Here is a 14,752-nt window from a genome sequence, read left to right on the forward strand (position 1 = left end):
AGCTCATGGAAACTTGGATGTATCTATCGCAAGGTTTTGAGGTTGCGCTCGTCCCTCAAAATATCTTGATTGCCTTAATTGGCTGTTTTATCGGAACCGTAGTTGGCATGTTGCCCGGTCTTGGTCCTATCAATGGGGTCGCTATATTATTGCCACTCGCATTTGCGCTCAAATTACCAGCAGAATCTGCCTTAATTTTACTCGCTACTGTTTATTTAGGTTGTGAATATGGAGGACGGATCTCATCGATACTACTTAATGTTCCGGGTGATGCTGCGGCTATAATGACCACATTAGATGGTTATCCGATGGCAAAACAAGGAAAAGGCGGTGTTGCTCTTTCTATTTCAGCGGTCAGTTCATTCATTGGCTCAACAATCGCCATTGTGGGTATTATTTTATTCGCACCTTTGCTTGCTCAATGGTCGTTAGCTTTCGGGCCTGCTGAATATTTCGCTTTAATGGTTTTTGCTATTGCCTGTTTGGGCAGTATGATGAGCCAAAACCCTATTAAATCATTACTTGCCGCATTAATTGGTTTGTCACTCGCCACCGTCGGTGTCGATGCCAACTCAGGGGAATATCGTTTTACATTTGATAGTGTCCATCTTTCTGATGGAGTGCAATTTATTGTCGTTGTGATTGGTTTATTTTCAGTCAGTGAAATTTTATTGATGCTTGAAGGTACCGCTACAGGCCAAGGTTTGATCCGCAAAACGGGTAGAATGCTATTTAACCGCAAAGAAGCCAAAGCTTGCGCAGGGCCCGCACTGCGTTCGTCTTTCGTCGGTTTCTTTGTTGGAGTTTTACCCGGTGCAGGTGCCACTATCGCCAGCGCTATCACTTATATGACTGAAAAGAAAATCAGTGGTGAAAAAGGCGATTTTGGTAATGGTGATGTACGTGGTGTCGCTGCACCTGAAGCCGCAAATAATGCCTCAGCATGTGGCTCATTTATCCCTATGTTAACACTTGGCGTTCCAGGCTCAGGGACAACTGCGGTGATGATGGGGGCGCTAACGCTCTATAATATCACCCCTGGACCGGGAATGTTTACCGAACAACCGGAAATTGTCTGGGGGCTAATTGCTGCATTACTTATTGCTAACGTCGTGTTGTTAATCATGAATATTCCATTAATTGGCCTATTCACACGTATGTTGACTGTCCCTTTGTGGTTTTTAGTTCCCGCAATTGCCAGTGTTTCCGCTGTTGGTGTATATGCAGTTCATAGCACTACTTTTGACTTGCTGTTGATGATGGGGTTAGGTGTTTTTGGGTTTATTCTACGGAAAATGAATTTCCCGCTTTCCCCACTTATATTAGGTTTTGTATTAGGTGAGATGTTAGAACAAAACTTACGCCGTTCATTATCTATCAGCAATGGTAATTTCGATATTCTTTGGAGCAGTACTATTTCACAAAGCTTATTGATCCTCGCCGTTGTTGTTTTAATCCTGCCGCCTATTGTGAAATTACTCCGTAAACGCAAACAGGCTACAACGTTATAATTTTCAAATTGTTAAGCCATCTCTGTAGAATTTGCCCCAATGTGATTTTGGGGCATTTTTTTATTAAAAAATAGGGAGCTTTATATAACTTAACAAAACCACAGAGTTATCATGGACTCCTTCGCCATAATAGACATATTTTGATTGTAAATTAGGGACTATATTTGTTCTCTTTTGGTCATACTTATACAGTGGAAATGGTTTTTCAATATTATGTATTTTACTCATCCTCCCACAAAGTTTATCGTGGATAGAGCGAGATAACGCCTTACCTAAAATTTTAAAATCCTGTTTCCAAATAGCCTCATGAAATCTGGTTACACACATATGACTACCTCTATTCGACTAAAAATCAAGTCAATATCATGTCACTATTTTGGACAAAACATTTAATACAATGATGTATATTTATTCAGTTGTTAATAAACCACTGAATCAGACAATGATGATATATTAAATAATGCCAATCAATTATGGTACTCACCTGACTTATTAAGATATAAAACACAATGTTCGATAGATTACTTTTTGTCCTTTTTAATATCCAGCCGAAACCATTAGCGTATACAGTCACCATCGATATTCATGGTGACCGTTACACCATCCATAGCCAGAAACCCGTGACTATCACAGAAAAAGACAGCGGTTATATCCAAATAAAAGCACTGGGTAAAATGCATATTTTTTGTGGAAAAATGCTGCATATCAGCGTCAAGAAAAATACGACGCTTGTGACTATTGGTTGGTCGAAAGGGAAAAGCCAAATATTTGAAGTGAAAAAAAACTACCAAGACATTACTTCCCACAGAACGTCATCCTCATCAAATACCCGTTATGTCCCCCCAGTTTATGAAAGTACCACTAGCGACAATTCCCATCGTGCTAGCAATCATTTTTGTTCAAATGATAATTCCAGTACTGATTGCTCATCATCCGATTCAGGGGGAAGTGATGGCGCTAGTGGCGATTAAGTAACAATACCTTTTAGATACTGCTTAAAAACTTATCTTTTATATCATGCTTATTGTCAAAATATCTAATATTTGAATCAAAGGATTTTTTTAATTTACTCAATAAATCATTTTTAATTTTTTTATCATTAATTGTTAATACTGACTGGAATACATTATTAGAATAGTGATTATCATCACCAAATAACGCCAATAAATTAAGTTGACTTAACTCCCCACTAGGGATATCTAATTCAATCCTTGTATTATTCAGTTTTGCTTTATCGAAATTATAATTAACATCTAATTTAATAGGTAGCTTAATATCTACATTATTAAGCGTTGCATTAGAAAAATCCGCTCTAATTAGTGGAGTTTGTTCACTTGATGCAATTCTCATGTCTGATAATGTAGAGTTAGAAAAGTCTGCGTTAATACTGCTAGGTTTGAAGGTTTTTTTATCCTCCCAATTAAAAATAATATTATTTATATCTGTTTTCTCCAATTGACAATCTGAAGAGTCATAATGTAATGCTATACTATCCGACATACTATGAGACTTAACTTCCATAGAGTTAATAATATTATTACCGCTTATTTTAGATTTAACAGGCCCTATATTAAGCACATCATTCAATATATTAATCTGTTTATTGATTTTTAACTTATCTTTTATCTCGACATCCAAAGCACATTTCTTATAAACATTTTTCACTTTTGAAATTACTGTCTTTAATAAAAGTTTCTTATTTGCATCACTGTTGTTTTTTTCATACTCCTTACTTATTTTAGTCGAGCTATTACTTAACGTTAAGAAAAAAGATTTAACATTCATATTTACACACCTCTAGGCTATTTGTTTTCAGAAATTGGCTAGAGTATCTCATGTTAATCATTTCTATAATTTAATAAAATGACACAGCTATTCTCCTTTTTATATTTATAAAAAAAGCGAGAACCAGAGTTCTCGCTTTTTTCTAATTGTTTAGCCTAAAACAAATTACGCTTTGTATTTGCTCATCACCAATGTGGCATTAGTACCACCAAAGCCGAAACTGTTTGACATCACTGTATCCAACACTTGTTCTGTTGGTTTCGTGACGATATTCAGGCCATGGGCTTTTTCATCTAAATTTTCGACATTGATGCTTGGTGCAATAAAGCCATGCTCTAGCATTAATAAACTGTAAATTGCTTCGTGAACACCTGCCGCCCCTAATGAGTGGCCACTCATCGCTTTTGTCGCAGAAATCGCAGGGGAATTACTACCAAAAACTTCTTGGATAGCTTCCAGCTCTTTGGTGTCGCCGACTGGTGTCGATGTACCGTGTGTATTGATGTAATCAATTTTATCGACACCCTGCATCGCCATTTGCATACAACGTACCGCGCCTTCACCTGAAGGTGCTACCATGTCTGCACCATCAGATGTTGCACCATAACCGACAATTTCAGCATAGATATGTGCACCACGCGCTAAAGCGTGCTCGAGTTCTTCAACTACTACAATACCGCCGCCGCCGGCAATAACAAAACCATCGCGGTCTTGGTCGTAAGTTCTTGATGCTTTGTCTGGCGTTTCATTGAACTTAGTTGACAATGCGCCCATTGCATCGAATTCACAGGTCATTTCCCAGCTCAGCTCTTCACCACCACCAGCAAAAACTACATCTTGTTTGCCTAGTTGGATCAATTCAACTGCATGACCAATACAATGTGCAGATGTTGAGCACGCTGAACTAATTGAATAGTTAACACCTTTAATTTTAAATGGTGTGGCTAAGCAAGCTGAAATACCTGATGCCATTGCACGGGTCACCATATAAGGACCAACACCACGTAAACCTTTCGCACGCATACCATCAGAGCCAGCAACTTGGTTACGCGGAGAACCGCCGCCAGAACCGACCACAATACCCGTACGTAAATTTGAAACTTGTTCTTCTGCTAAACCCGAATCAGCAATTGCTTGTTCCATAGATAAATAAGCATACGCAGAGCAATCACTCATAAAACGAAAGATTTTACGGTCAATCAGGTCTTTCAGCTCTAAGTTTTTGACATTACCCCAGACATGGCTACGTAGCCCTGCCTCTTTGAATTCTTCTGAGAAAGTGATCCCGGAACGACCTTCCTTCAGAGAAGCCAGTACTTCTTCCTGGTTATTACCAAGGCTGGAAACAATACCTAGACCAGTGATGACTGCACGCTTCATTCGTTACCTCATGTCTATAATTATATGATTGCGGGATTACAGGTTGTCACTTTAGCTTACACTTGTACGCTGAACAAGTCCGATCAGGGTAAATATTTGTATTTTTTTTCTTTGTGACTGTAATAAGACTTTTTTATGAAGGTAGCCTTACACTCATAACAGCGTTAAAATTTACTGATTATTAGGTCATAGTAGGCTTTATCGTGAACAAACGTGCTGTACAAACTGCTCGCCTTAGCTGGAATGAAGAAGGCACACCGATGTCCGAACAATTTGAAGACATCTATTTTTCTAACCAAGATGGCTTAGAAGAGTCTCGTCATGTCTTTTTGCAAGGAAATCTTTTTCCTGAACGTTTCAATACTCACCCATTCAAAACCTGTGTTATTGCCGAAACAGGCTTTGGTACAGGGTTGAATTTTTTAGCATTATGGCAATCCTTTAACCAATTTAAAGCCGAGCATCCACACGCAAAATTGCAGCGTTTACACTTTATTAGCTTTGAAAAGTACCCCTTATCAAAGCCCGATTTAATCACAGCTCACCAATGCTGGCCTGAACTTAACGACCTATCACAATCACTGTGTGACAACTGGCCTCAAGCATTACCCGGAAACCACCGTCTGACCTTACAAAATGGCGATGTTGTACTGGACTTATGGTTTGGTGATGTTAATGAGCAAATATCTAAGCTAAAAAACAATCTAAACAATAAGATAGATTCATGGTTTTTAGATGGTTTTGCCCCCTCAAAAAACCCACAAATGTGGAGCGAACACTTGTTCGCTACAATGGCTAAACTAGCCCGTATTAATGGTACATTTGCGACCTTTACCGTCGCAGGTTTTGTCAAAAGAGGGTTACAGCAAGCAGGTTTTACTCTTCAAAAAGTCAAAGGCTTTGGTAAAAAACGTGAAATGCTAACTGGCATAATGATAGAAAAAGAAACTGAAAACTTAACACCTTGGTTTGCAAGAGAAAAAGCCAATAACCCAACAGACATTGCAATCATTGGTGGTGGCCTTGCAAGCCTCACCGCAGCTTACACCTTGCTAAAACGTGGCGCAAAAGTCACCTTATACTGTAAAGACTCGCAAGTCGCACAAAATGCTTCAGGCAACCGCCAAGGCGCAATTTACCCATTACTAACAGGTAATAATGACCCACTTGAGCGTTTTTTTATTAGTGCCTTTCCTTTTGCTTCACGCTTTTATCACCAATTGGCAAAACAGGGGGTTAAGTTTGACGGGCAATGGTGTGGAGTCAGCCAATTAGCTTATAACGATAAAGTTGCTAATAAAATAGCGGGCATGCTAGAAACCGACTGGCCCACCGATTTTGCTATTGGTAGAAACCGCCAGCAACTGAGTGACCTTTGTGGTATTGATGTCAACCATGGTGGAATTCACTATGCTACCGGTGGTTGGTTGTGCCCTGCTCAACTCTGTGAAAGCTTACAACAATATTTACACCAACAGGGTGTCACATTCCATTTTGAACACGATGTTAACGAACTTAAACCTGATGGTGATAACTGGCAGTTGCTGATAAACACCCCCCAACAGACGTTAATATCTACTCATTCCACCGTTATTATTGCCAATGGGCACAAACTGCGCCAATTTTCGCAAACTGTTAATTTACCTATTTCCCCTGTTAGAGGGCAAGTTAGCCACATCCCAACCAATGAAACACTACAACAATTAAAAAATGTGTTGTGTTTTGAAGGTTATTTAACCCCTGCTGATGCTTCTGGGCAGCAACATTGTTTAGGTGCAAGTTACCAAAGGGAGCATCTGGATTTAAACTATAGCGAAGAAGAACAACAGGGGAACCGCCAAAAACTGATTGATAACCTGCCGGATGTTACTTGGCCTAACGATATTGATATTTCACACAAACATTCGCGTCAAGGGGTACGTTGTGTTATCCGTGACCACTTCCCGCTATTAGGGAATGTGCCTGATTTTGAAAAACATATGGAAGTCTACCAAGATTTACCCTCTCAGATAGCCAAAAATCAGACAATTTGCCCTGCACCTATGCACCCAAATTTATTTATTTTTGGTGCCCTAGGCTCCCGAGGCTTATCAACTGCCCCACTTTGTGCTGAACTTCTCGCCGCACAAATTTTTGCTGAACCTCTACCTTTGGATGACGAAACCCTCGCAGAGCTTCATCCGAACCGTTTTTGGGTTAGAAAGTTATTATTAGGGCGTAAAGTAAAAACCCCTTATTGAAACCAATACCTTGCAGCCTGCCATTCATTAGCTAGCTGCGAGTTCATTTAATGAGATAACCATTGCACAGCGATCTTCCCGTGCAAACCCCATATCAACTTCACTCTGTAAAATCGCTTTCAACTCAATGGTTAGCTTGTCATTATCAATGATATCAAAACCTAAGCGTTGATAATAAGGGGCATTCCAAGGTACGTCACGAAAGGTTGTCAATGTCACAAACTGTAGCTGTAAAGACAATGTGGCTTCAAATACCCGTTTGATTAATTGCCGACCAATTCCCTGACCTTGCCAGTTTTGGCAAACAGATAACTCACAAATATGTAAACTATTTCTGCGTTTTTCTGCATTGATAAACCCCACTACTTCACCATCGTTATTGACAGCAACCCATTCAAGCTGCTGATGAATAAAAGCAAGGTGTTCTTGTTCCGTTTGCCCTTCCCCCTCAGCAACCCAACGGTATTTTTCATGGTTAGCGAATGTTTGCCCTGCGGATAATTCCACTGCGGGGAGATATTTGGCATCGTCTGGTACAGCTAAGCGGGTCATATACATATTATAAATGAGGAAAGTGATAGTATTAAAGTGTGAACCAAAAGCGGGTTCCCCCGCTTGTGAGCATAAATCGATGGGTTATATTGCGTTATTCAGTAATTTTTTCCACATGTCCAAGACCAGCACTTGGTCCGGTGGTGTCAATTCACCCGCTTTGATTGCAGTGTGAATACTTTCTTCAACGCGTTGGAATAAAGCGTCAGAGCCAGTTTGATTTTCTTCCTCCAGCTCTGCCACAGCAAGGGTTAAGTGACCACGCAAATAACCACCAGCGAACAATTCATCATCGTTAGCGTGTTCAACCATATCATCAATTTTTGTCAGTATGCGTGTTTCTAAATCCGCAAGCATGCTTAATCCTTACTGTAATGTATTTTCATTAGGCAAAAATATCTTCCGGATAAGGGAAGTCTTCTGCACAAATAGGTGGCGTATTGTAAAACGATTGTAACGCATTAATAAAGCATAATGGTCGTTCAGGGATACCATTTTCTAAATAAACCATCACTTGTGCATGCACTTTACGCATAAAGGCAATACGATCGGGCTCAAAATCCCCTTCCAAGTTATCGCAACTGACATTAAATGGAATACCAACCGCAACACAGAATAACCAATCTAAAGCTTGGGGTTTAATTTCAACCACTTCAAACTCACTCTGCGTTTTTTCATCTCGTCCATCTGGGCAATACCAGTAGCCATAATCGACTTGCTGGCGTCTGGCTTCCCCTGCGATGCACCAGTGTGATATTTCATGTAGCCCACTAGTAAAGAAACCATGCGCAAAAACAATACGATGATAAGGAACAGACTCATCCGCAGGTAAGTAAATGGGTTCATCATCCCCTTTTACCAATTTGGTGTTATAACTTTCACCAAAACATTTATCAAAAATATCAATTAGATCTTGATAGTTATATTTACTCATGAATATAATTTAAATCATCTTAAAATAATGAGAGAAACCAAGCTTTTATCACATCGCCATGGCTATCATGGAGTAACTTAATACTCATTAATAACGAAATAACCACAATCATTGGCCTGATCAGTTTTTGTCCTTTGGTCAATACTAACCGTGCACCTAAGCGTGCACCCACCATTTGGCCAATAAGCATAACAAAGCCGAGTACCCAAAGAACATGACCTCCGATAATAAAGAAGACTAAAGACCCAAAGTTGGAAGCAAAGTTCAGTAACTTAGCATGAGCCGTTGCTTTAGCGAGGTTATAACCAAGTAATAACACGTAACCCAATGCTAAAAATGACCCCGTACCGGGCCCAAATGCACCATCATAAAAACCTAGCGTCATACCGATGGCAACACCAAAAAAAGGCATACTAATACGCTGTTGACGGTCTTGTACCCCAATCGATGGCGTTAATAAGAAGTATAAACCGACACAAATGACAAGAACCGGTAGCAGTTGCTTTAAAAACGCAGTATCAATCATTTGAATAACGATGGCGCCTAACATCGCACCAATCATCGTCATAATGAACGGAAATATTTGCTCTCGTAAATCTATCGCTTTACGTCTAACAAAATAAAGGGTTGAAGAGAATGACCCACCAACGGCTTGTAATTTGTTGGTTGCTAATGCTTCAACAGGAGTGATCCCGACAGATAACAGGGCTGGAATGGTTAACAAGCCCCCGCCCCCTGCTATTGAATCAATAAAACCAGCGAAAAGTGCAACAAAGAAGAGTAACGCATAAACTTCAGGCGCAACGGCGGTTAGCCAATCCATTTTACAATCCAAAGATGAGAAATATCATGATGTTGATATGTAGTATATCACAACCCAGATGAGGTATTTTAAGTAGGCTTCATCCAAACCTTTCTCACCCGTAAGCGACTAGACCGCCCCGCTCACGGGTTATAGCATCAACCTTTACTAATTAATCAAATGCTTGCATCGTAGGAGTAACATCAGCACATTGCCCACGATGGCGTAAGTAGTGATCCATTAAAACAATGGCCATCATCGCTTCTGCAATAGGTACAGCACGGATACCGACACAAGGGTCATGACGCCCTTTGGTGATCATTTCAACTTCTTCACCAGAACGGTTCAACGTCTTACCTGATACCGTGATGCTCGATGTTGGTTTCATCGCAATATGGGCAACAATCGGTTGGCTACTGCTGATGCCGCCTAAAATACCGCCAGCATGATTAGAGGTAAAACCATTACGGGTAATTTCATCGCGATTTTCACTGCCTTTTAACGCAATAACACCAAAACCGTCACCAATTTCTACGCCTTTAACCGCATTAATACTCATGAGAGCATGGGCTAAATCTGCATCTAAACGGTCGAATACCGGTTCCCCCAACCCCGCAGGAACATGTTCAGCAACCACAGTCACTTTAGCGCCGATTGAATCCCCCTCTTTCTTTAAACCACGCAATAATTCATCAAGTGAATCTAACTGGTTTGGATCAGGGCAAAAGAACGGGTTTTCCTCAACGATGGACCAATCTTTAATTTCACATGCAATCGGGCCCATTTGTGTTAAACAACCACGAATTTGAACCCCTAGCTTTTCTTGTAGATACTTTTTAGCAATAGCCCCCGCAGCAACGCGCATTGCCGTTTCCCTTGCAGACGAGCGACCACCACCGCGGTAATCGCGTTGGCCATATTTTTGCTCATAGGTGTAATCCGCATGGCCGGGTCGAAAAACATCTTTAATTGCCCCATAATCTTGGGAACGTTGATCCGTATTTTCAATCAATAAACCAATACTTGTCCCCGTCGTTACCCCATTAAATACACCTGATAAAATTTTCACTTGGTCAGGTTCACGACGTGCCGTTGTATAACGAGATGTCCCAGGACGACGCCGGTCTAAATCTTTTTGTAAATCAGCTTCTGTTAGAGCTAAACCAGGGGGAACACCATCGATAATACAACCTAATGCCACCCCGTGTGACTCACCAAAGGTCGTTACGCGAAACAGTTGCCCAATTGAATTTCCTGCCATCGAAGTTTCCTATTCTAAGCCGCTCTTGTATTACCAAGACGTGTGTTGTTTGCTGTTAATCGTTATGTAATTGTTATTGATTACATGATTATGAGAAATCACGCAACCCTTGATTAATCAATATAAAGCGCAAAGTGCTCATGATGCTCAACAAGCTGTTCACGCGTTAACATAAACACCCCGTCACCACCGTATTCAAAGTCCAGCCAAATAAATGGAATATCAGGGTACTGTTCAATTAAATGCACCATACTGTTGCCAACCTCACACACTAATACCCCTTCTTTCGTTAAGAACCGTGGGGCATTAGCTAAAATACGGCGCACTAACTTTAGCCCATCACTGCCAGCTGCTAAGGCAAGTTCCGGCTCTACACGAAACTCTTCAGGTAGGTCATCCATATCTTCTGCATCCACATAAGGTGGATTAGTAACAATCAAATCATACTTAACTTCAGGCATATCGCGGAATAAATCGGAGCGAATAGGCACAACCTGATGCTCCAAACCATGGCTAGCGATATTTTGCTCAGTGACCGCGAGCACATCCGCCGAAATATCAACGGCATCAATTTCTGCTTCGGGGAATTCATATGCACAAGCAATTGCAATACAGCCACTACCCGTACATAAGTCTAATATCGCTTGAGGTTCATCAGTTAATAGGCCAACAAAATGGTTATTGATAAGCTCCCCAATAGGTGAACGAGGGATCAATACCCGCTCATCAACATAAAATTCGTGCCCACAGAACCACGAACGGTTAGTTAAATAGGCAACAGGAATGCGTTCATTAATACGGCGCAGAACACGCTCAATAATCCGATGGCGTTCTGTTGGTGTCAGGCGAGATGTCAGGAGTTCATCTGGTAGGTCTAGAGGCAAATAAAGTGTCGGTAACACTAATTGCAACGCCTCATCCCACGGATTATCTGTACCGTGACCATAATACACATTGGCGGCATTAAAACGACTCATCGTCCAACGTAAAATATCCTGAATGGTATGAAGTTCTGCAACAGCTTCATCAACGAAGATCTTTTCCAAGAAGGGTTTCTCCAGCCTGTTTTTTGAAAGGGAATATTTGAATAACTAAAGTTTGCCACGAAGTGAAAGACAAATCAGCAGATTAATGCAATAAAATCACCAACAACCTTTAGCTAGCACACCATTTTCGCTATAAATTAAAAATAAAAACGCCCTTTTTAATTAAAGGGCGTTAAGTAACCTAGTCTTTTAGATGAGAAAAGTGATATCTCTAGCCTTCATTTTGCACAAGCTTCTCAACGTCTTTAGCCGGTTTCTTTACCCAAACCGCATAAGCAATAGCCAAAAGTACCAACCACACAACCCCTACATATAAGGCAATACGCGTGGATTCAAAATACCCGAGCACACCAAAAATAAAGACCATGAAAGCTATCGCCAAAATAGGCGCCACAGGCCACATAGGAACAGGGAATTTTAATTTACTCACTTCTTCTGGCGTCATTTTTTTACGCATCGCAAACTGAGCTAGTAAAATCATTAGCCACACCCAGATGGTTGCAAACGTTGCTATTGATGCAATGATAACAAAAACATCCTCAGGAATAACATAATTCAATACAACTCCGACCAATAACACCAGCACCATGACTAATACCGTCATCCAAGGCACACCGTTTTTTGTCAGTTTGGTAAAGGCTTTCGGTGCTTGTCCCTCATGTGCCATACCATACATCATGCGCCCTGCGCCGAAAATATCACTGTTGATCGCAGAAATCGCTGCGGTGATCACCACAACATTTAAGATATTGGCAGCAGATTGGATACCTAAACTGTCAAATATTTGTACAAATGGGCTACCTTGCTGGCCAATTTGATTCCACGGATAAATACACATTAAAACGAAGAGCGTTAAAACATAGAATAACAAAATACGGATAGGAACAGCATTGATGGCGCGTGGAATAGTCACTTCAGGGTTTTTTGCTTCACTGGCGGTGATCCCAATCACTTCAATTCCACCGAATGCAAACATCACTACCGCAAAAGAGGCTATCACCCCTCCAACCCCATTAGGCATAAACCCATCATGGATAAATAAATTAGACACCCCAACCGCATGGTCAGCCGCTTGGCCAAAACCAAACATCATGATGGCAGCCCCACCCACTATCATCGCAATAATGGCGACCACTTTAATGATGGAAAGCCAAAACTCCATTTCACCAAACGTTTTCACGTGACACAAATTAATAGCACCAATAAAGAATATGATACTTAGCACCCATATCCATTGAGCGACATCAGGAAACCAGAGTTTCATATATACGCCAAATGCGGTGACATCAGCCAGACAAACAATAATCATTTCAAATATATATGTCCATCCAGCAAAAAAACCAGCTCGAGCACCTAAATAATGGCTAGCATATTGTGAGAACGACCCCGCAAGCGGACGATGTACCGCCATCTCGCCCAATGCGCGCATGACCATAAACACCGCGGCGCCCCCTATTATATAAGCGAGCAGTACCGCCGGGCCTGCTGTTTCTATTGCTTTTGCTGAACCATAAAATAAACCTGTACCAATCGCTGAACCTAAAGCCATAAATCGGATGTGACGCGCAGAAAGCCCTCGCGCAAGTTGTGATGTGCTTTGCATGATTTATCCTTCGTATTATTTTATTAGTCGTGTAGATAAATACTTCAGGCGGCCGATACGTTGCCGGCCACCTTTATTGGCTTGATGTACTACCAGTGCTATTTAGGGAAAACAGCACCTTTCGTAAATAATTTTGAAAGTTTATGTTGATTAATTAAATCAATGGCAGCTTCAATATCCGGCGCAAAATAACGGTCTTTATCATAATAAGCGACCTGTTCACGTAACGTTTTACGCGCTTTTTCGAGTGCTTCGCTAGATTTTAACCCTTCACGAAAATCTATTCCTTGGCATGCAGAAAGCCATTCTATCGCAAGAATACCAGTGACGTTTTTCGCCATCTCCCACAAACGACGCCCCGCAGCAGGTGCCATAGAAACATGGTCCTCTTGGTTTGCTGAAGTCGGTAAGCTATCGACACTCGAAGGGTGTGCTAATGCTTTATTTTCACTTGCCAATGCAGCTGCAGTGACTTGAGCAATCATAAAGCCAGAATTCACGCCGCCATTATTCACGAGGAATGGAGGAAGCTGTGACATATGGGTATCCATTAATAACGCTATACGACGCTCGGATAGAGCCCCGATTTCGGCTAATGCCAAAGCAAGGTTGTCTGACGCCATCGCAACTGGCTCAGCGTGGAAATTGCCCCCAGAAATGATATCGCCGTTATCCGTAAACACCAGAGGGTTATCTGATACCGCATTTGATTCGATTAAAATCACCTCAGCCGCTTGGCGAATTTGAGTTAAGCAAGCTCCCATCACTTGTGGCTGGCAACGCAGTGAATAAGGGTCTTGTACTTTCACGCAGTTTTCATGCGACTTTGCCAACTCACTGCTTGATGATAATACCTCTCGGAACATGGCTGCGACATCAATTTGCCCTTTTTGCCCTCGCACTTCTTGTACTCGAGCATCAAAAGGTTTACGCGAACCTAATGTCGCTTCTACACTCAATGCCCCACAAATAATCCCTGAAAGTAGTAGTTTTTCAGCTTCAAATAACCCTTTAAGGGCAAAAGCAGTGGAGGTTTGGGTTCCGTTTAATAAAGCCAAGCCTTCTTTTGCTTCAAGCGTTAAAGGCTTCAGCCCTGCTTTTTCTAACGCTTTTTTGGCTGATATCCATTTACCTTCAAAACGAGCCTTTCCTTCACCGAGTAAAATCAAGCTCATATGGGCTAAAGGTGCCAAATCACCTGATGCACCGACTGAACCTTTAGCAGGAATAAACGGGTAAACCTGTGCGTTGACTAAGGCAATTAAAGCATTGATTACTTCGAGGCGAATTCCTGAAAAGCCACGCGCTAAGCTATTAATTTTTAACACCATGATCAAGCGTACTAGTTCGTCATCTAAAGGGTCACCCACACCAGCCGCATGTGACATCACGATAGAACGCTGTAATGACTGCAAGTCCTGCGTAGCAATACGCGTATTGGCTAGCAAACCAAACCCAGTGTTAATACCATAAGCAGTTCTATCTTCAGCAATAATTTTATTAACTGTTGCTACACTTTTTTCAATCACGGCATGAGCACGTTTATCTAATGTGACAGTCACTGGCTGTTCAAAAACGATGCGCAAATCTTCGAGTGTCATTTTTCCTGGGTGGATAGTTAGTTTAGTCATTAATGGC

General features: G+C 41.3%; 13 protein-coding genes. 3 read left to right on the forward strand and 10 right to left on the reverse strand.

What is annotated here, in order from left to right:
• Positions 1-5: 5 nt before the first annotated feature.
• Both ACHB7C_RS10745 and ACHB7C_RS10750 read left to right on the forward strand, forming a co-directional pair.
• Complete coding sequence (locus ACHB7C_RS10745) at positions 6-1,511, forward strand: tripartite tricarboxylate transporter permease (RefSeq protein ID WP_042844508.1); 1,506 nt, start codon at positions 6-8, stop codon at positions 1,509-1,511.
• A gap of 509 nt (positions 1,512-2,020) precedes the next feature.
• On the forward strand, positions 2,021-2,482 hold the full coding sequence (locus tag ACHB7C_RS10750; RefSeq protein ID WP_166687196.1) for a hypothetical protein: 462 nt from the start codon (positions 2,021-2,023) through the stop codon (positions 2,480-2,482).
• A gap of 13 nt (positions 2,483-2,495) precedes the next feature.
• Here the strand turns inward: ACHB7C_RS10750 and ACHB7C_RS10755 are convergent, their stop codons facing one another.
• The gene (locus ACHB7C_RS10755; protein WP_395347292.1) at positions 2,496-3,296 is read right to left on the reverse strand and encodes a hypothetical protein; all 801 of its coding nucleotides are present in this window, start codon (positions 3,294-3,296) and stop codon (positions 2,496-2,498) included.
• 165 nt (positions 3,297-3,461) lie between these two features.
• Positions 3,462-4,676: a beta-ketoacyl-ACP synthase I gene (gene fabB / locus ACHB7C_RS10760; RefSeq protein WP_042844516.1), complete on the reverse strand. Its 1,215-nt coding sequence runs from the start codon at positions 4,674-4,676 to the stop codon at positions 3,462-3,464.
• Positions 4,677-4,879: 203 nt separating this feature from the next.
• Here fabB and mnmC point away from each other — a divergent pair, with 203 nt between their 5' ends.
• Positions 4,880-6,916 (forward strand): bifunctional tRNA (5-methylaminomethyl-2-thiouridine)(34)-methyltransferase MnmD/FAD-dependent 5-carboxymethylaminomethyl-2-thiouridine(34) oxidoreductase MnmC, encoded by a 2,037-nt coding sequence (gene mnmC / locus ACHB7C_RS10765; protein ID WP_395347294.1) that lies wholly within the window; start codon positions 4,880-4,882, stop codon positions 6,914-6,916.
• A 27-nt stretch (positions 6,917-6,943) separates the two neighbouring features.
• Here mnmC and ACHB7C_RS10770 read toward each other — a convergent pair whose 3' ends face one another.
• From ACHB7C_RS10770 to hutH, 8 genes are all read right to left on the reverse strand, one after another.
• The gene (locus ACHB7C_RS10770; protein ID WP_226619157.1) at positions 6,944-7,468 is read right to left on the reverse strand and encodes a GNAT family N-acetyltransferase; all 525 of its coding nucleotides are present in this window, start codon (positions 7,466-7,468) and stop codon (positions 6,944-6,946) included.
• An 84-nt stretch (positions 7,469-7,552) separates the two neighbouring features.
• Positions 7,553-7,825 carry a YfcL family protein gene (locus ACHB7C_RS10775; protein WP_042844523.1) on the reverse strand — a complete coding sequence of 91 codons (273 nt, stop codon included), beginning with the start codon at positions 7,823-7,825 and terminating at the stop codon, positions 7,553-7,555.
• A gap of 28 nt (positions 7,826-7,853) precedes the next feature.
• On the reverse strand, positions 7,854-8,402 hold the full coding sequence (locus ACHB7C_RS10780) for an elongation factor P hydroxylase (protein ID WP_042844526.1): 549 nt from the start codon (positions 8,400-8,402) through the stop codon (positions 7,854-7,856).
• Between the two features lie 19 nt (positions 8,403-8,421).
• Positions 8,422-9,225 carry a TSUP family transporter gene (locus ACHB7C_RS10785; RefSeq protein ID WP_042844527.1) on the reverse strand — a complete coding sequence of 268 codons (804 nt, stop codon included), beginning with the start codon at positions 9,223-9,225 and terminating at the stop codon, positions 8,422-8,424.
• Between the two features lie 151 nt (positions 9,226-9,376).
• A complete protein-coding gene (gene aroC, locus ACHB7C_RS10790) occupies positions 9,377-10,465 on the reverse strand; it encodes a chorismate synthase (RefSeq protein WP_042844529.1) in 1,089 nt (362 codons plus the stop codon).
• A gap of 113 nt (positions 10,466-10,578) precedes the next feature.
• Positions 10,579-11,511, reverse strand: coding sequence for a 50S ribosomal protein L3 N(5)-glutamine methyltransferase (gene prmB, locus ACHB7C_RS10795; RefSeq protein ID WP_042844532.1), 933 nt, complete (start codon positions 11,509-11,511; stop codon positions 10,579-10,581).
• A gap of 211 nt (positions 11,512-11,722) precedes the next feature.
• Complete coding sequence (locus tag ACHB7C_RS10800) at positions 11,723-13,114, reverse strand: amino acid permease (protein WP_395347298.1); 1,392 nt, start codon at positions 13,112-13,114, stop codon at positions 11,723-11,725.
• A gap of 98 nt (positions 13,115-13,212) precedes the next feature.
• Positions 13,213-14,745, reverse strand: a complete 1,533-nt coding sequence (hutH, locus tag ACHB7C_RS10805) for a histidine ammonia-lyase (RefSeq protein ID WP_042844535.1) — start codon at positions 14,743-14,745, stop codon at positions 13,213-13,215.
• Between the last annotated feature and the right edge of the window lie 7 nt (positions 14,746-14,752).

The sequence above is a fragment of the Providencia sp. 2024EL-00732 genome (genome assembly GCF_044006275.1).
GTDB classification, from domain to species: domain Bacteria; phylum Pseudomonadota; class Gammaproteobacteria; order Enterobacterales; family Enterobacteriaceae; genus Providencia; species Providencia huashanensis.

Bases quoted from the DNA above. Each gene is read 5' to 3' on its own strand.
- ACHB7C_RS10745 (WP_042844508.1), top strand. From the start codon at position 6: ATGGAAACTTGGATGTATCTATCGCAAGGTTTTGAGGTTGCGCTCGTC.
- ACHB7C_RS10750 (WP_166687196.1), top strand. From the start codon at position 2,021: ATGTTCGATAGATTACTTTTTGTCCTTTTTAATATCCAGCCGAAACCA.
- ACHB7C_RS10755 (WP_395347292.1), bottom strand. From the start codon at position 3,296: ATGAATGTTAAATCTTTTTTCTTAACGTTAAGTAATAGCTCGACTAAA.
- fabB (WP_042844516.1), bottom strand. From the start codon at position 4,676: ATGAAGCGTGCAGTCATCACTGGTCTAGGTATTGTTTCCAGCCTTGGT.
- ACHB7C_RS10770 (WP_226619157.1), bottom strand. From the start codon at position 7,468: ATGACCCGCTTAGCTGTACCAGACGATGCCAAATATCTCCCCGCAGTG.
- ACHB7C_RS10775 (WP_042844523.1), bottom strand. From the start codon at position 7,825: ATGCTTGCGGATTTAGAAACACGCATACTGACAAAAATTGATGATATG.
- ACHB7C_RS10780 (WP_042844526.1), bottom strand. From the start codon at position 8,402: ATGAGTAAATATAACTATCAAGATCTAATTGATATTTTTGATAAATGT.
- ACHB7C_RS10785 (WP_042844527.1), bottom strand. From the start codon at position 9,225: ATGGATTGGCTAACCGCCGTTGCGCCTGAAGTTTATGCGTTACTCTTC.
- aroC (WP_042844529.1), bottom strand. From the start codon at position 10,465: ATGGCAGGAAATTCAATTGGGCAACTGTTTCGCGTAACGACCTTTGGT.
- ACHB7C_RS10800 (WP_395347298.1), bottom strand. From the start codon at position 13,114: ATGCAAAGCACATCACAACTTGCGCGAGGGCTTTCTGCGCGTCACATC.
- hutH (WP_042844535.1), bottom strand. From the start codon at position 14,745: ATGACTAAACTAACTATCCACCCAGGAAAAATGACACTCGAAGATTTG.